Genomic DNA, 22,440 nt, shown 5'->3' with positions numbered 1-22,440 from the left:
CCGCCCCCGGAGCTGTGCCGATCCCGGGCTTGGGCGACTTACCCTGGACTCGTGCCAAAGACGAAAAAGGCGAAGGACCAGAAGGCGGCCAAATCATCCGGCGGTTCTTCGCGGGTGAAGCCGTCGCAGAAGCCGTCGCAGGCGGAGCGGACGGCCTCGGCTGCGGACGAGAAGGGGCTGGACTTCGCCCGCGCATGGGTGGAGTTCCCCGATCCGGGAGATGACGAGCAGGTCTTCCGGTGCGATCTGACATGGCTGACCTCTCGTTGGAACTGCATCTTCGGAAGCGGCTGCCAGGGCATCCAAGCAGGTCGTGCGGACGACGGCTGCTGCAGCCTGGGCGCCCACTTCTCCGACGAGGACGACGAGAAGCGGGTGGCCGGATACGTGGCCCGGCTCACGCCGGACATCTGGCAGCACCATGACGTGGGTGTGGAGAGCGGCTGGGTCTCCGAGGACGACGAGGGCTCCCGGCAGACCCGCCCGTACCAGGGCTCGTGCATCTTCCAGAACCGGCCCGGCTTCGCCGGCGGCGCGGGCTGCTCGCTGCACATCCTGGCGCTGAAGGAGGGCCGCGAGCCGCTGGAGACCAAGCCGGACGTCTGCTGGCAGCTGCCGGTGCGGCGGACGTACGAGTGGATCGACCGGCCCGACGACACCCGGATCCTCCAGGTGTCGATCGGCGAGTACGACCGGCGCGGCTGGGGCCCGGGCGGGCACGACCTGCACTGGTGGTGCACCTCGGCGACCTCGGCGCACGGCGCCGGCGACCCGGTGTACGTCACCTACCGGCCGGAGCTGACCGAGCTGATGGGCAAGGCGGGCTACGACCGGCTGGTCGAGCTGTGCGAGGAGCGGCTGGCGTCGCAGTTGCCGCTGCTGGCTCCTCATCCCGCGGACCCGGTGGGCTAGGGCTGCCCTAGGCGCGGGTCAAGAGGTGGTGGGGCTCGGGTCGCCGCTGTCACTGGGCGGCGGCGTCGAGTCCGTCGGCTGTTGCGGACCGGTCGGCGGCGGATCCGGGTTGGAGGACGACGGGGGCGGGTCGCTGGGCGTGGGCTCCGTGGGCGCCGGGTCGGTGGGCGTCGGCTCCGGGTCGGTGGGCGTCGGGGTCGGCGACGTCGGGGGCGGGTCGCTCGGGGTGGGGGACGTGGGCTCCGGGTCGGGCCCTCCCGGGTCGGAGGGGCCCGGGTCCGAGGGGCCGGGGTCGGTGGGGCCGGGCGCGCTGCCGTAGCCCTCGATGCGGACGACGGCTCCGGCGGGTGCGACGGCGACGCGGGCGGTCCAGTGGCCGGCCGGTTCACGCAGCGCGTCGACGTACACCTTGATCGTCAAGGTCTCGCCCGGGTCGAGGGTTCCCGAGGACCGGCTCAGGTAGAGCCAGGCGGCGCCCGTGGTGGCGGACCAGCGCACGGGGGTGTCGCCGCGCGCGGTCAGGGTGATCAGGGTGGTGTCACCGCGGGTGCTCGCGGTGACGTCGAGCTGCGCCGCTCCCTTCTTCCCCGCGCCGTTGACACTGACGACCTCCACCGTGACATGGGGCTCGGCGTGCTTGCCGGTACGGCCGGGGCGGGTGGTGGAGTTTCCCGCGTTCTCGTAGCCGCCGCCCGCGGTCTCGCCGTCGAGGGCGCCGGGGCCGTTGGCCTCGCTGGCGCTGGCCGAGCGGTCGCCGGTGCCCTCGCCGACGGGCGCACCCCGGTAGGCGGCCCACAGGGCGAGCACCGGTGCGGCGACGACGGTGGCGACGACGGTCGTGGTGACGGCACGCGCGCGGAGCCGGTCGCGGCGGGCGGCCCGGTCCTTGGGGTCCATCGGGAAGCCGCGCCGGTCGAAGCGGGGCGCGGCGCCCCGCGCGCGGGGGCCGTGGCCCATGGCGACGTGCAGGGCGGCGCGGGGCGCCTCCAGGACGGGCAGCTCCGCGGGGGTCACGGAGGCGCCGGGCCAGCGGCCGGGGACGGCGCGCTCGGCCGTGCGGCGGCAGTGCGGGCAGTCGTCGACGTGGCGCACCAGTTCGCGGCGGAGGGCGGTGCTGAGCACGAGGCGGCTGTCCCCGGTGAGCCGGGCGACGCTCGGGCAGGTGCCGGTCTCGACCACGGCGAGGGCGGCGCGGGTGCGCTCCACCTCGCAGGCAGCGGCGGCCAGGAGTTCGCGGGCGGCGGGCGGCTCCAGGCCGAGGACGGCGGCCACCTCGGGGGCGGCGAGGCGGTGCCGTACGGCGAGTTCGAGCGCCTCGCGCTGTTCGGGCGTGGTGCCGGCGGCCTCGGGCCAGGCGAGCAGGGCGAGTTGGCGCCTGCGGTCCTCCTGGGCCTCCTCGGACAGGGGCGCGGCGGCGGGCTGCGGGCTCGCGCCGGAGCGGCCCGCGGCATGGGTGGCCTGACGTTTCTGCTTGGCCTCGGCGAGCTTGCGCAGACAGGCCCAGCGGGCCAGCGCGTAGAGCCAGGCGCGGCGGTCGTCGGGGGACTCGGGGACCCGCTGGCCGCGGCGCTGGGCGAGGGCGAGGACGTCGCCGAGGGCGGCGGTGGCGGCGTCGTGGTCGCACAGCACGGAGAGGCAGTAGGTGAACAGGCCGTCCAGATAGGGCTCGTAGCGCGCGGGCGGGCGCTGCGCCAGGGTTCGCGCCGCGCCTCGGTCGCGCGCCTCCCGGTGCGCTCGGTGTGCGCCGGTGGTGCGGGTGGAGGTCTCCGGACTGCTGCTCATCACTCGTGGACCGTAGGCAGGTCGCGGTGACGGCTTCTTCCACCTTGAGCACATTTAACCCGTACGGGTGAAACGATCCCTCATAAGGGGACAGGAGGTCTCGGTTCCGTGGCCCGTTCTCGGGGTGATGGCCGGTTTATGACGGTGTGCCGGGGTTTACGGCGAGTGGAGCCGTGGCCCTCGCCGGGCGGCCCGGACGGCCGGACGGCGACGTTGTCAGTGGGGGCCGTTAACGTTCTGGCATGGCTGCCCGTACGAAGTCCGCCAAGGAGCGTCCGTCCTACCGCTGCACCGAGTGCGGCTGGCAGACGGCCAAGTGGCTCGGCCGCTGCCCCGAGTGCCAGGCCTGGGGGACGATCGAGGAGTACGGCGCGCCCGCGGTCCGTACGACGGCCCCGGGGCGCGTCACCTCCTCGGCGCTGCCCATCGGCCAGGTCGACGGCCGGCAGGCGACCGCCCGCTCCACCGGCGTGCCCGAGCTGGACCGGGTCCTCGGCGGCGGCCTCGTGCCCGGCGCCGTGGTGCTGCTCGCGGGCGAGCCCGGCGTCGGCAAGTCCACGCTGCTGCTCGACGTCGCCGCCAAGGCGGCCAGCGACGAGCACCGCACCCTCTATGTCACCGGCGAGGAGTCGGCGAGCCAGGTGCGGCTGCGCGCCGACCGCATCAACGCCCTCGACGACCACCTCTACCTCGCGGCGGAGACGGATCTGTCCGCCGTGCTCGGCCACTTGGACGCCGTCAAGCCGTCCCTGCTGATCCTGGACTCCGTGCAGACGGTGGCCTCGCCCGAGATCGACGGGGCGCCCGGCGGCATGGCCCAGGTGCGGGAGGTGGCCGGCGCCCTGATCAGGGCCTCCAAGGACCGCGGCATGTCCACGCTGCTCGTGGGACACGTCACCAAGGACGGCGCCATCGCGGGCCCCCGCCTGCTGGAGCACCTGGTCGACGTCGTCCTGCACTTCGAGGGCGACCGGCACGCCCGCCTGCGCCTGGTGCGCGGCGTGAAGAACCGCTACGGCGCGACCGACGAGGTCGGCTGCTTCGAACTGCACGACGAGGGCATCACCGGCCTCACCGACCCGAGCGGGCTCTTCCTGACCCGGCGCGACGAACCGGTCCCCGGCACCTGTCTGACCGTCACCCTGGAGGGCCGCCGCCCGCTCGTCGCCGAGGTGCAGGCGCTCACCGTCGACTCCCAGATCCCCTCCCCCCGCCGCACCACCTCCGGTCTGGAGACCTCCCGCGTCTCGATGATGCTCGCCGTCCTGGAGCAGCGCGGCAGGATCAGCGCCCTGGGCAAGAGGGACATCTACTCCGCGACGGTCGGCGGGGTGAAGCTCTCCGAGCCCGCCGCGGACCTCGCCATCGCGCTCGCGCTGGCCAGCGCGGCCAGTGACACCCCCCTGCCGAAGAACCTCGTCGCGATCGGCGAGGTGGGCCTCGCGGGCGAGGTCAGAAGGGTGACGGGCGTCCAGCGCAGGCTCTCCGAAGCCCACCGTCTGGGCTTCACGCACGCCCTCGTCCCGGGCGACCCCGGCAAGATCCCGCCGGGGATGAAGGTGCTGGAAGTCGCGGACATGGGAGACGCCCTGCGGGTCCTTCCGCGCTCGCGTAGACGAGACGCCCCACGGGACGACGAGGACCGCCGGTAGACTTTGCCCTGGTCTCGCCCGTCCGTACGAACCAAGGTGCGAAACGGGAGCGCCCCAGAACCTGCGACCGGAGGAGTGCAGTGGCAGCCAACGACCGGGCGGCAGCTCCCGGAAAGTCCGGTGGGAGCTCCGGTGCCGATGGCCTGATGCGCGCCTCACTGAGCGCCGTGGCACCCGGCACGGCCCTGCGCGACGGCCTCGAACGGATCCTCCGCGGCAACACCGGAGGACTCATCGTGCTGGGCTCGGACAAGACCGTCGAGGTCATGTGCACGGGCGGATTCGTGCTGGACGTGGAGTTCACCGCGACCCGGCTGCGGGAGCTGTGCAAGCTCGACGGCGGCATCGTGCTCTCCTCGGACCTGTCGAAGATCCTGCGCGCGGGCGTCCAGCTCGTGCCGGACCCGACGATCCCCACCGAGGAGACGGGCACCCGGCACCGCACCGCGGACCGGGTCAGCAAGCAGGTCGGGTTCCCGGTCGTCTCCGTCTCCCAGTCCATGCGGCTGATCGCGATCTACGTGGACGGGCATCGGCGGGTGCTGGAGGACTCGGCGGCGATCCTGTCCCGGGCCAACCAGGCGCTGGCCACCCTGGAGCGGTACAAGCTGCGGCTGGACGAGGTCGCCGGCACGCTGTCCGCGCTGGAGATCGAGGACCTGGTGACGGTCCGGGACGTCTCGGCGGTGGCGCAGCGGCTGGAGATGGTGCGGCGGATCGCCACCGAGATCGCCGAGTACGTGCTGGAGCTGGGCACCGACGGCCGGCTGCTCGCGCTCCAGCTGGACGAGCTGATCGCCGGGGTCGAGCCGGAGCGCGAACTGGTGGTCCGGGACTATGTGCCCGAGCCGACGGCGAAGCGGTCCCGCACGGTCGACGAGGCGCTGTACGAGCTGGACGCGCTGAGCCACGCGGAGCTGCTGGAACTGTCCACGGTGGCGAGGGCGTTGGGTTACACCGGCTCTCCGGAGGCACTGGACTCGGCGGTGTCGCCGCGCGGCTTCCGGCTGCTGGCGAAGGTGCCGCGTCTGCCCGGCGCGATCATCGACCGGCTGGTCGAGCACTTCGGAGGGCTGCAGAAGCTGCTCGCCGCGAGCGTGGACGACCTCCAGACGGTGGACGGCGTCGGCGAGGCCCGGGCGCGCAGTGTGCGCGAGGGGCTGTCCCGGCTGGCGGAGTCCTCGATCCTGGAACGCTACGTCTGAGCCGTTCCGCCGCCCGGAACCTCCCGGGAGCGGACCCGCGTACGAGGCCGGCGTGGCCCGGGAACCTCCTGGGCCGCCCCGCTCGGCGCGTCCCTCAGTCCTGCTCCAGCACGAACGACGTCCGCGCCTTCGCGAAGCCCGGGGCCGCGGCCTCCACCAGGTAGGTGCCGGGCGCCGCCGAACCGGCCGGCGGGGTCGCGCACCGCTCGGCGCTCGGCTTGCGGTCCCACTTGACGGTGTAGGTCACACCGCTGTCGGCGCCCACCCGGAAGAGCAGGGAACCCGCGGACTTCGGGCAGTGGTCCGAGGACCAGTACGCGTCGTCGGCACCGGCCTGAGTGATCGTCAGAACCGTTCCCTTCGGGCCCAGATCGACCTTGCACGGGCTGCCGGAGGAGTTCCTCGCGGTCAGCTCCAGGGACGGCGTCTGCCCGGGCTCGTAGGTGTTGCGCACACTGCGGACCGTCAACTTCACCGCGCCCGCGGTGCAGTTGGGAACCGAGGAGCCCGCCGGAAGCGCGTCGCCCGCGCCCACCCCCGTACCGCCCGTCGCACCGCCGCCGGCGCTCCCGTCCGAACCGGAGCCGGAACCCGACCCCTCGCCCGAGCCGTCGTCACCGCCGGACCCGTCGCCCGATCCGCCGCCGGAGTCCGCGCCGGAGGAGTCCCCCGAGCCCGACCCCTCGTCGCCCGACTCGTCGCGCCCGCCCGGGGCTTGACTGATCGCCGGCCCGGAACCCGAGGGTCCCGGGGTGATGGTCGACGGGGCGGGATTCTTGCCGTTGCTGCCGTTCGCGCCGTTGCCACCGCCCCCGCCGCCCGTGGCCACCACCCAGGTGACCAGGAGCGCCAACAGGGCGACCGTGGACAGCAGTACGGCCCTCCGTCGCCAGTAGATGGAGGAGGGGAGCGGCCCGACCGGATTGCGCAGAGATCCCACGGCGCAAACTGTACGAGAGATCGGGGCGTTCACTGGCCCCACCCGCCGCCCCGGGCGCAACTTTTCCGGATCATCATCCCGGTGACGGCCCCGGGAGCCGGCCGCCGGTCATCGGGCCGTACCCCCTGGGGGTGGCGGTACCACCGTGCGGACCGCCCCGCATGGCAGGATCGGAAGGCCATGACTGTGCCCACGAAGTCCGACGCCCCCACCGAGCTGGCCGGCGGCGAGCAGCTGCACGCCCCCGTCATCGACTGGTTCGACGACCACGCCCGCGACCTGCCCTGGCGGCGGCCCGAGGCCGGACCGTGGGGGGTGATGGTCAGCGAGTTCATGCTCCAGCAGACACCTGTCAGCCGGGTCCAGCCGGTCTACGAGCAGTGGCTGGCCCGCTGGCCGCGCCCCGCCGACCTGGCCGCCGAGGCCCCCGGTGAGGCGGTCCGCGCCTGGGGCCGGCTCGGCTACCCGCGCCGCGCGCTGCGGCTGCACGGCGCGGCGGTGGCGATAACGGAACGGCACGGCGGTGACGTACCCGCCGATCACACGCAGCTGCTGGCCCTGCCCGGAATCGGGGAGTACACGGCGGCCGCGGTCGCCTCCTTCGCCTACGGGCAGCGCCACCCGGTGCTCGACACCAACGTCCGCCGGGTCTTCGCGCGCGCGGTGAGCGGGGTGCAGTACCCGCCGAACGCCACCACCGCCGCCGAGCGCAGGCTGGCCCGGACCCTGCTGCCGGAGGACGAGGCGACGGCCGCGCGCTGGGCCGCCGCCTCGATGGAGCTGGGCGCACTGGTGTGCACGGCGAAGAACGAGTCGTGCGTGCGCTGCCCGATCGCCGCGCTGTGCGCCTGGCGGCTCGCGGGCAAGCCGGAGCACGAGGGTCCACCGCGCCGCGGCCAGACCTACGCCGGCACCGACCGGCAGGTCCGCGGCAAGCTGCTCGCCGTGCTCCGCGAGGCCCACACGCCCGTGCCGCAGTCCGCCCTGGACCGGGTGTGGCACGAGCCGGTGCAGCGCGCCCGGGCACTGGACGGGCTGGTCTCGGACGGGCTGGTCGAGCCCCTGCCGGGCGGTCTGTACCGGCTGCCGCTCACCCGGGCCGCCCGGTAGAGCGCCCGGGAACCCGCCGATAACCGCCCGATCCGGTACGCCGCTTTACCCGTTTCCTACTTCCGTTACACAACCGACGGACAGCCGAGTGCCAGCCGCAGGCTGCCTCGGACAGCCCCGTGACAACGCCTCCGTAACTTTCTCGTCGTGCTCGGCACGGAGCACACGGGGAAGTTCGGTCCGGCGGCGCGTGAGCCGCTCGGCAACGGGGATCTGGAGGCGGTCAGGATGGCGCAGGGCGAGGTGCTCGAGTTCGAGGAGTACGTCCGCACCCGGCAGGACGCGCTGCTGCGCAGTGCCCGTCGCCTGGTGCCCGACCCGATCGACGCCCAGGACCTCCTCCAGACGGCGTTGGTGCGGACGTACGGCCGCTGGGAGACCATCGAGGACAAGCGGCTCGCCGACGCCTATCTGCGCCGGGTCATGATCAACACGCGGACCGAGTGGTGGCGTGCGCGCAAGCTGGAGGAGGTTCCGACCGAGCAGCTCCCGGACGCCTCGGTCGACGACTCCACCGAGCAGCACGCGGACCGCGCCCTGCTGATGGACATCCTGCGGGTGCTCGCCCCCAAGCAGCGCAGTGTGGTCGTGCTGCGACACTGGGAGCAGATGTCCACGGAGGAGACCGCCGCCGCCCTCGGCATGTCGGCGGGAACGGTCAAGAGCACGCTGCACCGGGCGCTGGCCCGGCTCCGCGAGGAGCTGGAGAGCCGTGATCTGGACGCACGCGCGCTGGAGCGTGAGGAGCGGGAGCGTTGCGCGGCCTAGCCGACAAGGCGCCGGGCGCGGGGCCGGAACCGGCCCGCAGGACCCATCAGGCGGTGTTCACGGCGGTGGCCGTGGGCGCCGCCCTCGCCCTTTTCCTCTGTTCCTGCGCCACCGGCGGCACCGGTGCCCGGGACGAGGGCCCGGCGCACGACGAGTCCGTGGCGGGCGCCGCCCGGGTCCCGTCGGCGTCCGCGACGCCCTCGGCGGCGGGCCGCCCCGGGCAGGCGGAGGTGGTCCGGCTGCTCAAGTCGGATCCGTCGGTCTCGGTCGAGGTCAAGCGGGACCTCGAACCGTGCGCTGCCGACGACTACCCCGTCGACACCACCTACGGCGACCTCACCGGCGGCCCCTCCGAGGACCTCGTCGTCAACGTGCTGACCTGCGGCGACGGCGTCGGTGTGGGGGCGTATGTGTACCGCGGGCGGAGCGGCTCGTACGAGAATGTGTTCAAGGCCGAGGAACCGCCGGTCTACGCGCAGATCGACCGCGGCGACCTGGTGGTGAGCAAACAGGTGTACGAGAAGGGCGACCCCGTGTCGAGTCCGTCCGGCGAGAACGTGATCACGTACCGCTGGCGCGACGGCCGCTTCGCCCAGGAGTACTTCTGGCACAACGACTACGGCACGGTCGTCGGCGACACCCCCTCGCCGGTGCCGGAATCCTGACCGCCACGGAACCCCGACCGCCGTGCACCCGACCGCCGTGGAATCCCGACCGCCGCGCAATGAACCGATCGCCCCCCGCCGGCCGATCTCTAGTACGAAGCCTGCCCACCCCGAGGACGGAGACCACCGGATGGCAGATCAGACCCATGTTCTGTTCGTCGAGGACGACGACGTCATCCGCGAGGCCACCCAACTCGCCCTGGAGCGGGACGGTTTCGCGGTGACGGCGATGCCCGACGGGCTGTCGGGGCTGGCCGCGTTCCGGGCCGACCGCCCGGACATCGCGCTGCTCGACGTCATGGTCCCGGGCCTGGACGGCGTCAGCCTGTGCCGGCGGATCCGGGACGAGTCGACCGTGCCGGTGATCATGGTGTCCGCGCGGGCCGACTCCATCGACGTGGTGCTGGGTCTGGAGGCGGGGGCGGACGACTACGTGACCAAGCCGTTCGACGGTGCCGTGCTGGTCGCCCGGATCCGGGCGGTGCTGCGGCGCTTCGGACACGCGAGCGGCGGCGCGCAGGGCGGGGAGCCCGGGGCGGCGGAGTCCGGCGGGGTGCTGAGCTTCGGCGAACTGGAGATCGACACCGAGGGCATGGAGGTGCGCCGGGCGGGCCGGCCGGTGGGGCTCACGCCCACCGAGATGCGGCTGCTGCTGGAGTTCTCCTCCGCGCCGGGCACCGTGCTCTCCCGCGACAAGCTGCTGGAACGGGTGTGGGACTACGGCTGGGGCGGGGACACCCGGGTCGTCGACGTCCATGTGCAGCGGCTCAGAACGAAGATCGGCCAGGACCGGATCGAGACGGTCCGCGGCTTCGGCTACAAGCTCAAGGCCTGAGCAGGGCGGGGCGGGGCATGCGGGGGATCTCCTGGCGCCGTGCGGATCTGCGCGCGGCCGACATCCGGACCGGTCTGAAGTGGAAGCTCAGCGCGGCCATCGCGCTGGTCGGCGCGCTGGTGGCGGTCGCGCTCAGCCTGGTCGTGCACAACGCGGCACGCGTCTCGATGCTCGACAACGCGCGCGACCTCGCCGACGAGCGGATCCAGATCGCGCAGCGCAACTACGAACTGTCCGGGCGGCCGAACTTCCCGAACGTCAAGGTCGACGACGCCCGGCTGCCGGAGCCGCTGCGGGAGAAGGTCCGGCAGGGGCGGCGGGCGACGTACGTCAGCGACTCGCCCGGCGGCGGGCCGGACATATGGGCGGCCGTACCGGTCCAGGACGGTCATGTGCTGTCCCTGCACACCGGGTTCACCGACCGCAGCACCGACATCCTCAAGGACCTCGACCAGGCCCTGGTGATCGGCTCCATCGCGGTCGTCCTCGGCGGCAGCGCGATCGGCGTGCTGATCGGCGGGCAGATGTCGCGTCGGCTGCGCAAGGCGGCTGCCGCGGCGGGCCAGGTCGCCAAGGGCGAGACGGACGTACGGGTGCGGGAGGCGATCGGCGGGGTCGTACGCGACGAGACCGACGATCTCGCGCGGGCGGTGGACGCCATGGCGGACGCGCTGCGGCAGCGGCTCGAAGCGGAGCGGCGGGTCACCGCGGACATCGCGCACGAGCTGCGCACCCCGGTCACCGGTCTGCTCACCGCGGCGGAGCTGCTGCCGCCGGGGCGGCCGACCGAGCTGGTCCTGGACCGGGCGCAGGCCATGCGCACGCTGGTGGAGGACGTCCTGGAGGTGGCCCGGCTCGACGGGGCCTCGGAGCGGGCCGAGTTGCAGGACATCCTGCTCGGCGAGTTCATCGCGCGGCGGGTCGCGGCGAAGGGTCCGGGCGTCGAGGTGCGTGTGGTGCACGAGTCGGAGGTCACGACCGATCCGCGGCGCCTGGAGCGCGTGCTGTTCAACCTGCTGGCCAACGCGGCCCGGCACGGCAGGCCGCCGGTCGAGGTCACGGTCGAGGGCCGGGTCATCCGGGTCCGCGACCACGGGCCCGGCTTCCCGGAGGCGCTGCTGGCGGAGGGCCCGAGCCGTTTCCGCACCGGGAGCAGCGACCGGGCCGGGCACGGGCACGGGCTGGGGCTGACCATCGCGGCCGGCCAGGCCCGGGTACTGGGCGCCCGGCTCACCTTCCGCAACATCCGCCCGCCGGGCGCCCCCGAGTCGGTTCCGGCCGAGGGCGCGGTGGCGGTCCTGTGGCTCCCGGAACACGCCCCGACGAACACGGGCAGCTACCCGATGCTGCCGTGACGCTCGCCGCTCGGGGCGGGTGAGTTCCGTGCGATCCGTCAGCGGACCGCACGAAGTCCGGCCCACGGCCTCGGCGGCCGGGGCCGCGGGGCGCGGGGCGCGCGACGGGTTCGGCTACCGGGCGCGTTGCCTGAGCCGACGGGTCCGGCCGAGGGGCGCGGGGGCCGCGGGGCGCGGGGGCCGCGGCCCCGCGGGGCACGGGGCGTGCGACGGGTTCGGCCGACGGGTGCGTTGCGTGAGCCAACGGGTCCGGCCGAGGAGCGCGGGGCGCGAACCGACGGGTCCGGCCGACAGGCGCGTTGCCTGAGCCGACAGGTCCGGCCGACGGGCGCGGGGCCCGAACCGACAGGTCCGGCCGACAGGTGAAGGGCGCCAACCCGACGGCCACCCCGCCGACAGACGCACCACAAAAACCCGGCAGGTTCGACCAACCGGCGCGGCACGCACCCGACGGGTTCAGCCGGCAGGCGCGCTGCGCGAACCCGGCGGCCACGCCAACAGACCAAGCGCGCGAACCCGTCAGGTTCGACCAGCAGCCCCGGTGCGCCAACCCAACAACCACACCGCCACACGCCGCGCGGGAAACCGGCGGGTTCAACCGACCGACGCGAAGCGCACCCCGCAGGTTCGACCAGCAGCCCCGGTGCGCCAACCCAACAACCACACCGCCACACGCCGCGCGGGAAGCCGGCGGGTTCAACCGACCGACGCGAAGCGCACCCGGCAGGTTCGGCCAGCAGCCCCGGTGCGCCAACCCGACGGCCACGCCAACAGACGCGGCGCACGAACCCCCGACCACACCGCCACACGCGGCGCACGAACCCCCGGCAGGTTCGTTCGACCAACCGGCGCATTGCGAACCCGACGGGTTCAGCCCACGGGTGCGGGGCGCGAACCCGACGACCACACCCTCAGACCCGGCGCGCCAACCCGGCAGGTTCGGCCGACCCGCGCGGCGCCAACCCCGCAGGTTCGGCCGACCGCCCGGCGCGAACCCCGCAGGTTAGGCCGACCGGCGCGGCACGCGCACCCGCCCCCACCCCCACAGCCCCGGCACGGAAGCCCGCCCGACCCCGTACGCGGGTCGGGCGTGCGGACCCCGCGGAGCCTGTCGGCTGGTGTGGGGAAAACACGCGGGCCCCCGTCCGTGTGGACGGGGGCCCGCGGATCTGCCGGGCGGCGGTGGGAGCGCGGCGGCAACCCGGTCAGACCGGCTCGGCCACCGGGGCCTGCGCGGTCGCCGCGTCCTTCTCGGGCCCCGCGCCCTTCAGCGGGACCTCCTTCACGAACACCGCGGCGACCAGCGCGACGACGGCCACCACGGCCCCGAGCAGGAATGCCGAGTGGGTGCCCGCGGAGACGGCGTGCTGGTACGCCTCCCGCGCCGCCTCCGGCAGCTTCGCCAGGCTCGCCGCGTCCAGTTGCGCGGACTGCTCGGTCACCTGGGACCCGATCGCCCCGGCCCGCTCGGCCATGACGTCCTGGACCCGGTTGTTGAAGAGCGCGCCCATGATCGCGACGCCGAAGGAGGAGCCGAGGGTGCGGAAGAGCGTGGTGGAGGAGGAGGCGACGCCCATGTCCTTCATCTCCACGCTGTTCTGCGCGACCAGCATGGTGATCTGCATCAGACAGCCCATGCCGAACCCGACGACCGCCATGAACACGCCCGAGGTGAGGCGGGAGGTGCCGGTGTCCATCGTGGAGAGCAGGTACAGCCCGACGGCCATCAGGACGCTGCCGACGACCGGGAAGACGTAGTAGCGGCCGGAGTTGGTGGTCACCCGGCCCGCGACCATGGACGTGACCAGCATCGCGCCGAGCATCGGCAGGAGCAGCAGCCCGGAGTTGGTGGCGGACGCCCCCTGCACGGACTGCTGGTACAGCGGCAGGAAGAGGGTCGCGCCGAACATCACGAAGCCGGTGATGAAGCCGATGACGGACATCAGCGTGAAGTTGCGGCTGCGGAAGATGTGCAGCGGCAGCACCGGCTCGGCGGCCCTGGTCTGCCAGAACACGAACCCGACCAGCGAGGCGACGCCGATGCCGATCAGCTCCATGATCCGCGCGGACGTCCAGGCGTACTCCGTGCCGCCCCAGGTGGTGACCAGCACGGTCGCGGTGATGCCGACGGTGAGCAGGGCGGCGCCCAGGTAGTCGATGCGCGCCTGCGAGCGCTTCTTCGGCAGGTGCAGCACCGCGCTGATGGCGAGCAGGGCGACGACGCCCAGCGGCAGGTTGATGTAGAAGGCCCAGCGCCAGCCCCAGTGGTCGGTGATGGTGCCGCCGACCAGCGGTCCGCCGATCATGGCGAGCGCCATGACGCCGGCCATCATGCCCTGGTACTTGCCGCGTTCGCGGGGCGGGATGAGGTCGCCGATGATCGCCATCACACCGACCATGAGTCCGCCGGCGCCGAGGCCCTGCACGGCCCGGAAGCCGATGAGCTGGCCCATGTCCTGCGCCATGCCGCTGAGTGCGGAGCCGAGCAGGAAGAGCACGATCGAGCTCATGAAGACGCCCTTGCGCCCGTACATGTCACCGAGCTTGCCCCACAGCGGGGTGGAGGCGGCGGTGGCGAGGGTGTACGCGGTGACGACCCACGACAGGTGTTCGAGGCCGCCCAGCTCACCCACGATCGTCGGCATCGCCGTACCGATGATCATGTTGTCGAGCATCGCCAGCATCATCGTGATCATGAGCGCGAGGAGGACCACCCGCACGCTCCTGGGCTGTTCCTCCGGTACCGCGTCCGCGGTCTGCGTCTCCGCCATGACTCCCACTTCCCCCAGCTACTTACTTGCCGCCCGGCTAGTTGTCTACACTTCAGGAAGGTAGGGGTGTAACTAGCCGGGCGTCAAGTAAGTTTTTGGAAAGCGCGAGGTGCACGAAGATGGGCGGCATGGGCGACATGGACGGCACCAAGCAGCGGCGCCGCGGCAACACCCGGCAGCGCATCCAGGACGTGGCGCTCGAACTCTTCGCCGAGCAGGGCTATGAGAAGACCTCGCTGCGGGAGATCGCCGAGCGCCTGGACGTCACCAAGGCGGCGCTCTACTACCACTTCAAGACCAAGGAAGAGATCATCGTCAGCCTCTTCGAGGATCTGACGAGGCCGATCGAGGAACTGGTCGAGTGGGGCCGGCAGCAGCCGCACACACTGGAGACCAAGCAGGAGATCGTACGGCTCTACGCCAACGCCCTGGCCGAGGCGGAACCCCTGTTCCGCTTCATGCAGGAGAACCAGGCGACCGTACGGGACCTCAGCATCGGCGAGATGTTCAAGAGCCGCATGATGGGCATGCGGGAGATCGTCATCGACCCGGACGCCGACATGGTCGACCAAGTCCGCTGCATCAGCGCCCTGTTCACCATGCACGCCGGCATGTTCGTGCTGCGGGAACTCGAAGGCGACCCCGAGGACAAGCGTGCCGCTGTCCTGGAGGTCGCCATCGATCTGATCACCCAGGCGCACACCGGCGCCACGAGGTCCCGCGCGCGGGAGTCCTGAAAGCCTTACAGGGAAAGGCCCTTGGCGCGGAGGAAGGAGACCGGGTCGACGGCCGAGCCGTAGTTGGCGGTGGTGCGGATCTCGAAGTGCAGGTGCGGGCCGCTGGAGTTGCCGGTGTTGCCGGACAGGGCGATGCGCTGACCGGTCTTGACGACCTGACCGATCTTCACCTGGATCTTCGACAGGTGGGCGTACTGGGAGTACGTGCCGTTGCCGTGCTTGATGACGACGGCGTTGCCGTAGGCGGGGCCGTCACCGGCGCCGTTGCCGCCGGCCTTGACCACGGTGCCGCCGTGGGCGGCGTAGACCTGGGTGCCGGTGGAGACGGCGAAGTCCTGACCGCTGTGGGTGGACTGCCACATGGCGCCGTTCTGGGCGAAGCTCGCGGACTTCGTGTACTTCTTCACCGGCTTCGTCCAGGCGACGGCCTTGGCCTTCTTGGCCTTGGCGGCGGCGACCGTCTTGGCGGTCACGGCGGTCTGGGCGGCGGGCTCGGCGGCCGTGGCGACTCCGGCGCCCAGCACGACCGTCGCCCCCAGGGCGGCGGTCGCCACTGCGGCGGCACGGGCGCGGGGCAGGGACGTACGGGCGGAACGGGCGGAGACGCGCTTGAACATCGAAACCTCGTGGTGCTCGGGGACAGAAAAACCATCCGGCGTTCAGGCATCTGCCGGACGGGGCCATTCCTTGGTACCCCCAACACCCATCCACCCCCAAAGGTGTGATCTACGACGGAACCTAGTACCTCATTGCATAACAGACCTCACATTGACAGAGGCCCCATTCGGGACGAATACGCCCATGATGGCCACCCCGACCTCGGAATCCTGGGCTAAATGTCCGTTTCGCCCAACAGGGCCTTTCCACTATTCCGCCTAGTACCGGACATATCGCCTGTGCCGCTTGTCACCGGCCCCCAAGATCCAAGGACACCGCAATGTGACCGGGGCTACGCTGGCGGACGTCATTTGGCAACGGGGGAGGGCGGGTTGGACCCGGCGGTGCTCGGCGTCAGGCTCGCTTCGAGCCTGGTCGCCCCACTGGTGAAGAAACTGTTCGTCCAGGAGGGCCCGGGCGCCGCCCTGGTCGACCGCCCGGTCCGGGTCTCGGGCCTGGTCTCCTTCCGCGGCGAGAAGCGCGCCCTGGACCGGCCCGCCCTGCGCAGACTCGCCGCCGGGCTGGTCGCCGAGGCCCTCAAGGGCGGTGAGCGGCCCGTCCCCGCCGACGAGGAGGAGGCGGTGGCGCTCGCCCTCGCCGACACCCTGTACGCGCTGGGCGACCTCACCATGACCGACGTACAGGCCGTGGAGCTGGGTCACGAGGCCCTCGCCGCACAGCTCGCCACCGCCGGCGGCCACCCGGAGCGCGACCTCTCCTACGACGGGGCCCAGCTCCACGCCCGACTGCTCGCCACGGCCTGTCTGCACATCGTCCACTTCTTCACCCAGCGGTCCTCCTTTGTCGCCCGCACCCTCGTCGAGCAGTCCCGGCGCCAGCGCGAGCTGATCGCCAAGGTCGACCTGCTGATCGCCCGCACCCCGCCCGCCGACGGCACCGACACCGCCTTCGAGCGCCGCTACCTGCCGTACGTCACCACCCGGCACGGCCGGCTCACCATCTACGGCATCGACCTGGCCGACTCGCCCGACCGCTGGCCCCTGGACACCGCCTACCTCAGCCTCCAGGCGCTCGGCCCCGCCGAGGACGACCGCGCCACCGGCCCGGCCGGCCCGCACATCACCTCCGCCGCCGGCGCCCTGCCCGCCGAGCGGGCCCTGACCGAACACGACCGGGTCCTGCTGCGCGGGGTCGCCGGCTCCGGCAAGACCACCCTCGTGCAGTGGCTCGCGGTGACCGCGGCCCGCGGGGAGCACGGCGACCGCGTCCCCTTCGTCCTGCCGCTGCGCACCCTGGTCCGCCGCTCCGGGGGCCTGCCCGCGCCGGACGCCTTCCTCGCCGCCGTCCACGTCCCCTTCCACGCGAGCCAGCCGGACGGCTGGGCGGACCGGGTGCTCTCCACCGGGCGGGGCCTGCTGCTCGTCGACGGCATCGACGAGATCCCCGAGCGCGAGCGGGAACGCACCCGCCGCTGGCTGCGCGACCTCCTCGACGTCTACCCCGCCAACCAGTGGCTGGTCACCTCGCGCCCCTCCGCCGTGCGCGAGAACTGGCTCGCCGCCGACGGCTTCACCGAGCTGGCCCTCACCCCGATGAGCCAGGACGACGTGTCCGCGTTCATCGACCGCTGGCACACCGCCGCCCGCGCCGACGCGCCCGACCCCGACCGCCTGGACGGCTACCGCCGCTCCCTGCTGGACGCGGTGCGCACCAAGCCCGACCTCGGCCGGCTCGCCACCAACCCCCTGATGTGCGGACTGATCTGCGCCCTGCACCGCGACCGGCGCGGCTACCTCCCGCACGGCCGCAAGGAGCTCTACGACGCCGCCCTGTCGATGCTGCTCGCGCGGCGCGACGAGGAACGGGACATGTTCCGGCCCGGCGAGCCCGGCGAGGTGTTCCTCACCGAACTCCCCCAGATCCAGCTGCTGCAACGGCTCGCCTACTGGCTGATCCGCAACAACCAGTCCGAGCTGGACCGCGAGCGCGCCGAGCGGATCGTCGCCGACGTCCTGCCGTCGCTGCCGGTCGCCGCGGAACAGGGGGACGCCGGGCGGATCCTGCGCCATCTGCTGGTCCGCAGCGGCCTGCTGCGCGAACCGGCCGCCGGGACCGTGGAGTTCGTGCACCGCACCTTCCAGGACTACCTGGGCGCCAGGGCAGCCGTGGAGGACGGCGACTTCGGGCTGCTGGTGCGCGGCGCCGCCGACGAACAGTGGGCGGACGTGTTCCGGATGGCGGTGGCCCATGCCCGCCCACGCGAACGGGCCGAGCTGCTGGGCGACCTGGGTACGGCGGCGCGGCGGGCCGAGGGCGCCCTCGCCGCCCGGCTGCGGCTGCTGGCGCTGGCCTCGCTGGAGCACGCGACGGAGCTCGATCCCCGGGTCCGCGCCGAGGCCGAGCGCGACGCGGCCTCGCTCATCCCGCCCCGGACGACGGAGGAGGCCCGCGCCCTGGCCTCGGTGGGCCCGCTCGCCCTGGAACTGCTCCCCGGGCCCGGCGACCTCACCGACGAGGAGGCGCGGGCGGTCGTCGTCACCGCCTCGCTCATCGGCACCGAGGCCGCACTCGGGGTGCTGGCCCGGTTCCGGGAGCATCCGGCGCTCGACGTACGGGCCCAGCTCTCCTGGAGCTGGTCCCGCTTCCCCACCCGGCGGTACGGCGAGGAGATCATCGGGCATCTGCCGCAGGAGGAGCTGTTCTTCAGCGCCCGCTCCGCCGACCAGCTGCGCTTCCTGCGCGAGCTCGGCGGACGGCGCTCGGTGCAGCTCTCCGGCTCTGTCGCACCCGACGAGATCGGCGCCGGGCTCGACCCCGGGACGGCCGAGCTGGTCGTCCGCGACAACGACGAACTGCGCGACCTGGACTGCCTGTCGGGCCTGGACCAACTGGTCTACCTGGACCTCAGCCGGTGTTTCAAACTGGAGAGCCTGGCCACGCGGGCACCCCTTCCGCTGATCTGGCTGTCCCTGGACCTGCTGCCCCGGGACCTGGACCTGTCCGTCCTGTCCGGCTCACGAAGCCTGGAACACCTCGACCTCGGAATCCTCCTGCGCGGCGACTCCCTCGACGAGGCGCTGCCCCAGGATCTGACGCTGCGCTATCTGCGCTTCACCAAGCACGCCCTGGAGCTGACCGGCCTGCGCGGCCTGCACCGCTTCCGCTCGCTGAGGCGGCTGAGCCTGTCCAAGCTGACCACCACGCTCTCCCCCGCCGACCACGAGGAGGTCGCCCGCCTCCCGGAGCTGGAGCATCTGCACATCGACTGGCAGCACAACGGCGGCTGGCAGGGCCCCCCGCTGCCCGGGGTCACCCATCTGCGCCTGAACAACTTCCGGGGCACCGAGGACCTTTCGGCACTCCCGGCGCTCTTCCCGGCCCTGCGCTCGGCCACGGTCGTACCCGCCCCGGACGTCACCGAGATCCCGCCGGAGGCTCTCGCCCCGCTGCCCCAGGCCCGGACCTTCGAAAGAATCCGCCGAGTTGTGTGACGCACACCTCTAGCGGCCTACCGTCCAGTAACCCTACGGTTCCCCACGCGCCACCCAGTCCGACGAGCATGCACACGACACGCTGCCGTACGCGAAGGGAACCCCCACACACATGACCACCCGACGCCCCTGGGCGCTCCGCACCGCGGCCACCGCCGCCACCGCGGCCGCCCTGGTGACTCTCGCCGCCCCGGCCCACGCCGCCCCGGCCGGCACCACCACGACCGTCGCCGTCACCGCCGCCACCGCGGCGGACGTCGATTACGCCACCTGGCAGCGGGACTGCCAGACCGTCATGGACCAGGCACTGCCGTATCTGAAGCAGCGGATCGCGGCCACCGTGCCGGGCGAGAAGCAGGCGATCGTGTTCGACATCGACAACACGACCCTGGAGACGGACTTCGGCTTCAGCTACCCCTCGCCCGCCAACAAGCCGGTCCTGGACGTCGCCAAGTACGCCCAGGAGCGCGGCGTCGCCCTGTTCTTCGTGACCGCCCGCCCCGGCATCATCGCCTCGGTCACGGACTACAACCTCAAGTACCGCGGCTACAAGGTCGCCGGCCTCCATGTCCGCGGCTTCCTCGACCTGTTCAAGAACGTCGGCGACTACAAGACGGCCCAGCGCGTCGCCATCGAGAACAAGGGCTACACGATCATCGCGAACATCGGGAACAGCGCCACCGACCTGTCGGGCGGCCACGCGGAGAAGACCTACAAGCTGCCGGACTACGACGGCCAGTTGTCGTAGGCCGCCGGGAGAACGCGAAAGGGGCCGGTGCTCGATGAGCACCGGCCCCTCTCACTCGCGCGTGAGGCTTACGCCTCCTTGCTCAGGTTCGGCCCGGCACCGCCGGCCGCCTGCTCGATCGGCGGGACGTCGGGCAGCGCCGACTTCTCCTCACCGCGGAAGGTGAAGGTCTGGGACTCGCCCTCGCCCTCGGTGTCCACGACCACGATGTGACCGGGGCGCAGCTCGCCGAAGAGGATCTTCTCCGAGAGCGTGTCCTCGATCTCGCGCTGGATGGTGCGACGCAGCGGACGCGCACCCAGCACCGGGTCGTAACCCTTCTTGGACAGCAGCTCCTTGGCGGACTGGGAGAGCTCGATGCCCATGTCCCGGTCCTTCAGGCGCTCGTCCACCTTGCCGATCATCAGGTCGACGATCGCGAGGATGTCGTCCTGGGTCAGCTGCGGGAAGACGACCACGTCGTCGACGCGGTTGAGGAACTCGGGCCGGAAGTGCTGCTTGAGCTCGTCCGAGACCTTGTTCTTCATGCGCTCGTAGTTGGTCTTCTTGTCGCCCGAGGCCGCGAAGCCCAGGTTGAAGCCCTTGGAGATGTCCCGGGTGCCGAGGTTGGTCGTCATGATGATGACCGTGTTCTTGAAGTCCACGACCCGGCCCTGGGAGTCGGTCAGCCGACCGTCCTCCAGGATCTGCAGCAGCGAGTTGAAGATGTCCGGGTGCGCCTTCTCGACCTCGTCGAAGAGGACCACGGAGAACGGCTTGCGGCGGACCTTCTCGGTCAGCTGGCCGCCCTCTTCGTAGCCGACGTAGCCGGGAGGCGAGCCGAACAGCCGCGAGACCGTGTGCTTCTCGCTGAACTCCGACATGTCGAGGGAGATCAGCGCGTCCTCGTCGCCGAAGAGGAACTCGGCGAGCGCCTTGGACAGCTCCGTCTTACCGACACCGGACGGGCCGGCGAAGATGAACGAGCCACCGGGACGCTTGGGGTCCTTCAGACCGGCACGCGTACGGCGGATCGCCTTCGACAGCGCCTTGACGGCGTCGACCTGGCCGATGACCCGCTTGTGGAGCTCGTCCTCCATGCGCAGCAGACGGGAGGACTCCTCCTCGGTCAGCTTGAAGACCGGGATGCCGGTGGCGGTCGCGAGGACCTCGGCGATCAGCTCGCCGTCGACCTCGGCGACGACGTCCATGTCGCCGGCCTTCCACTCCTTCTCGCGCTTGGCCTTGGCGGCCAGGAGCTGCTTCTCCTTGTCGCGCAGGGAGGCGGCCTTCTCGAAGTCCTGCGAGTCGATCGCGGACTCCTTGTCGCGGCGGACGCCGGCGATCTTCTCGTCGAACTCGCGGAGGTCCGGCGGCGCGGTCATCCGGCGGATGCGCATCCGGGAACCGGCCTCGTCGATCAGGTCGATCGCCTTGTCCGGCAGGAAGCGGTCCGAGATGTACCGGTCGGCCAGGGTGGCGGCCTGGACCAGCGCCTCGTCCGTGATGGAGACCCGGTGGTGGGCCTCGTACCGGTCACGCAGACCCTTGAGGATCTCGATCGTGTGCGGCAGGGACGGCTCGGCGACCTGGATGGGCTGGAAGCGGCGCTCCAGCGCGGCGTCCTTCTCCAGGTGCTTGCGGTACTCGTCCAGCGTGGTGGCACCGATGGTCTGGAGCTCACCGCGGGCCAGCATCGGCTTCAGGATGGAGGCGGCGTCGATGGCGCCCTCGGCGGCACCCGCACCGACCAGCGTGTGCAGCTCGTCGATGAACAGGATGATGTCGCCGCGGGTGCGGATCTCCTTGAGGACCTTCTTCAGGCGCTCCTCGAAGTCACCGCGGTAGCGGGAGCCGGCGACCAGCGCGCCGAGGTCCAGGGTGTAGAGGTGCTTGTCCTTGAGGGTCTCGGGCACCTCGCCCTTGACGATGGCCTGGGCGAGGCCCTCGACGACGGCGGTCTTGCCGACACCGGGCTCACCGATCAGGACCGGGTTGTTCTTGGTACGGCGGGACAGCACCTGCATGACCCGCTCGATCTCCTTCTCGCGCCCGATGACCGGGTCGAGCTTGGACTCACGAGCGGCCTGGGTGAGGTTCCGGCCGAACTGGTCGAGGACCAGGGACGTCGAGGGGGTGCCCTCGGCAGGCCCGCCGGCGGTGGCGGTCTCCTTGCCCTGGTAGCCGGAGAGCAGCTGGATGACCTGCTGCCGCACCCGGTTGAGATCAGCGCCCAGCTTGACCAGGACCTGGGCGGCGACGCCCTCGCCCTCACGGATCAGGCCGAGCAGGATGTGCTCCGTGCCGATGTAGTTGTGGCCCAGCTGAAGGGCCTCGCGGAGCGACAGCTCCAGGACCTTCTTGGCACGGGGGGTGAAGGGGATGTGCCCGGACGGGGCCTGCTGGCCCTGGCCGATGATCTCCTCCACCTGCTGGCGGACCGCCTCGAGCGAAATCCCGAGGCTCTCAAGGGCCTTGGCGGCGACACCCTCACCCTCGTGGATCAGGCCCAGGAGGATGTGCTCGGTGCCGATGTAGTTGTGGTTGAGCATCCGGGCTTCTTCCTGAGCCAGGACGACAACCCGCCGCGCGCGGTCGGTGAACCTCTCGAACATCGTTAATCGCTCCTCAGAGCGGTCAGGCAGTGGGGGGAACTTCCCCTCCCTGTCCTTCCGCAGCTTAGTCCCGCAAGCGGGGACCGCTCATTCCAACTGCCGACACCGTCGATGGCCTCCTGACCCCGAACGCCGACATCTGCTCCAACCCGATGGTGCGAGACGATGTTCCCGCAGGCCAGGCAGTTACCCGCTTCGCCAGTACGCCGATGGCGAACGTGAGACGCCGTGCCCTGCGTGTCGCCCCCTCCCACTAG

The 22,440-nt window shown here is 71.9% G+C and carries 16 protein-coding genes; 11 read left to right on the top strand and 5 right to left on the bottom strand.

The window, feature by feature from the left end:
* The first annotated feature begins 114 nt into the window (after positions 1-114).
* A complete protein-coding gene (locus ABT296_RS12330) occupies positions 115-912 on the top strand; it encodes a DUF3109 family protein (RefSeq protein ID WP_453166437.1) in 798 nt (265 codons plus the stop codon).
* 18 nt (positions 913-930) lie between these two features.
* Here the strand turns inward: ABT296_RS12330 and ABT296_RS12325 are convergent, their stop codons facing one another.
* Positions 931-2,697 carry a BACON domain-containing protein gene (locus tag ABT296_RS12325; RefSeq protein ID WP_351926076.1) on the bottom strand — a complete coding sequence of 589 codons (1,767 nt, stop codon included), beginning with the start codon at positions 2,695-2,697 and terminating at the stop codon, positions 931-933.
* Between the two features lie 239 nt (positions 2,698-2,936).
* Here ABT296_RS12325 and radA point away from each other — a divergent pair, with 239 nt between their 5' ends.
* Both radA and disA read left to right on the top strand, forming a co-directional pair.
* A complete protein-coding gene (radA, locus tag ABT296_RS12320; RefSeq protein ID WP_351926074.1) occupies positions 2,937-4,346 on the top strand; it encodes a DNA repair protein RadA in 1,410 nt (469 codons plus the stop codon).
* 80 nt (positions 4,347-4,426) lie between these two features.
* Complete coding sequence (gene disA / locus ABT296_RS12315) at positions 4,427-5,551, top strand: DNA integrity scanning diadenylate cyclase DisA (protein ID WP_351926072.1); 1,125 nt, start codon at positions 4,427-4,429, stop codon at positions 5,549-5,551.
* 94 nt (positions 5,552-5,645) lie between these two features.
* On the opposite strand, the gene ABT296_RS12310 is transcribed toward disA, so the two are convergent.
* Positions 5,646-6,491: a hypothetical protein gene (locus ABT296_RS12310; protein ID WP_351926070.1), complete on the bottom strand. Its 846-nt coding sequence runs from the start codon at positions 6,489-6,491 to the stop codon at positions 5,646-5,648.
* A gap of 180 nt (positions 6,492-6,671) precedes the next feature.
* On the opposite strand from ABT296_RS12310, the gene ABT296_RS12305 reads away from it, so the two are divergent.
* The 5 genes from ABT296_RS12305 (at position 6,672) to cseC (ending at position 11,224) form a co-directional block, all read left to right on the top strand.
* Complete coding sequence (locus tag ABT296_RS12305) at positions 6,672-7,601, top strand: HhH-GPD family protein (RefSeq protein WP_351926068.1); 930 nt, start codon at positions 6,672-6,674, stop codon at positions 7,599-7,601.
* 228 nt (positions 7,602-7,829) lie between these two features.
* Entirely contained in the window at positions 7,830-8,369 is a 540-nt protein-coding gene (locus tag ABT296_RS12300; RefSeq protein ID WP_351926122.1) for a SigE family RNA polymerase sigma factor, read from the top strand.
* The gene (locus ABT296_RS12295) at positions 8,357-9,034 is read left to right on the top strand and encodes a hypothetical protein (RefSeq protein WP_351926066.1); all 678 of its coding nucleotides are present in this window, start codon (positions 8,357-8,359) and stop codon (positions 9,032-9,034) included. Before ABT296_RS12300 ends, ABT296_RS12295 begins: the two co-directional genes overlap by 13 nt.
* 130 nt (positions 9,035-9,164) lie before the next feature.
* Positions 9,165-9,869 (top strand): two-component system response regulator CseB, encoded by a 705-nt coding sequence (gene cseB, locus ABT296_RS12290; RefSeq protein WP_351926063.1) that lies wholly within the window; start codon positions 9,165-9,167, stop codon positions 9,867-9,869.
* Between the two features lie 17 nt (positions 9,870-9,886).
* Entirely contained in the window at positions 9,887-11,224 is a 1,338-nt protein-coding gene (gene cseC, locus ABT296_RS12285; protein ID WP_351926061.1) for a two-component system sensor histidine kinase CseC, read from the top strand.
* 1,205 nt (positions 11,225-12,429) lie between these two features.
* On the opposite strand, the gene ABT296_RS12280 is transcribed toward cseC, so the two are convergent.
* Positions 12,430-13,995, bottom strand: a complete 1,566-nt coding sequence (locus ABT296_RS12280; protein ID WP_351926059.1) for an MDR family MFS transporter — start codon at positions 13,993-13,995, stop codon at positions 12,430-12,432.
* Between the two features lie 137 nt (positions 13,996-14,132).
* Between ABT296_RS12280 and ABT296_RS12275 the strand changes: the two genes are divergently transcribed.
* Positions 14,133-14,732, top strand: coding sequence for a TetR/AcrR family transcriptional regulator (locus ABT296_RS12275; protein ID WP_351926121.1), 600 nt, complete (start codon positions 14,133-14,135; stop codon positions 14,730-14,732).
* A 5-nt stretch (positions 14,733-14,737) separates the two neighbouring features.
* On the opposite strand, the gene ABT296_RS12270 is transcribed toward ABT296_RS12275, so the two are convergent.
* Positions 14,738-15,349 (bottom strand): M23 family metallopeptidase, encoded by a 612-nt coding sequence (locus ABT296_RS12270; protein WP_351926057.1) that lies wholly within the window; start codon positions 15,347-15,349, stop codon positions 14,738-14,740.
* 372 nt (positions 15,350-15,721) lie between these two features.
* Between ABT296_RS12270 and ABT296_RS12265 the strand changes: the two genes are divergently transcribed.
* Complete coding sequence (locus ABT296_RS12265) at positions 15,722-18,841, top strand: NACHT domain-containing protein (protein ID WP_351926056.1); 3,120 nt, start codon at positions 15,722-15,724, stop codon at positions 18,839-18,841.
* A gap of 112 nt (positions 18,842-18,953) precedes the next feature.
* On the top strand, positions 18,954-19,589 hold the full coding sequence (locus ABT296_RS12260; RefSeq protein WP_351926054.1) for an HAD family acid phosphatase: 636 nt from the start codon (positions 18,954-18,956) through the stop codon (positions 19,587-19,589).
* Between the two features lie 68 nt (positions 19,590-19,657).
* On the opposite strand, the gene ABT296_RS12255 is transcribed toward ABT296_RS12260, so the two are convergent.
* Entirely contained in the window at positions 19,658-22,183 is a 2,526-nt protein-coding gene (locus ABT296_RS12255; RefSeq protein ID WP_351926052.1) for an ATP-dependent Clp protease ATP-binding subunit, read from the bottom strand.
* Positions 22,184-22,440 lie beyond the last annotated feature (257 nt).

Origin of the sequence: Streptomyces sp. NPDC000983 (assembly GCF_040299205.1) — a bacterium.
In the GTDB taxonomy this organism is placed as follows: domain Bacteria; phylum Actinomycetota; class Actinomycetes; order Streptomycetales; family Streptomycetaceae; genus Streptomyces.
Note: the sequence above shows the minus strand (reverse complement) of the source record. Positions and strands in the feature narration are given on the sequence as shown.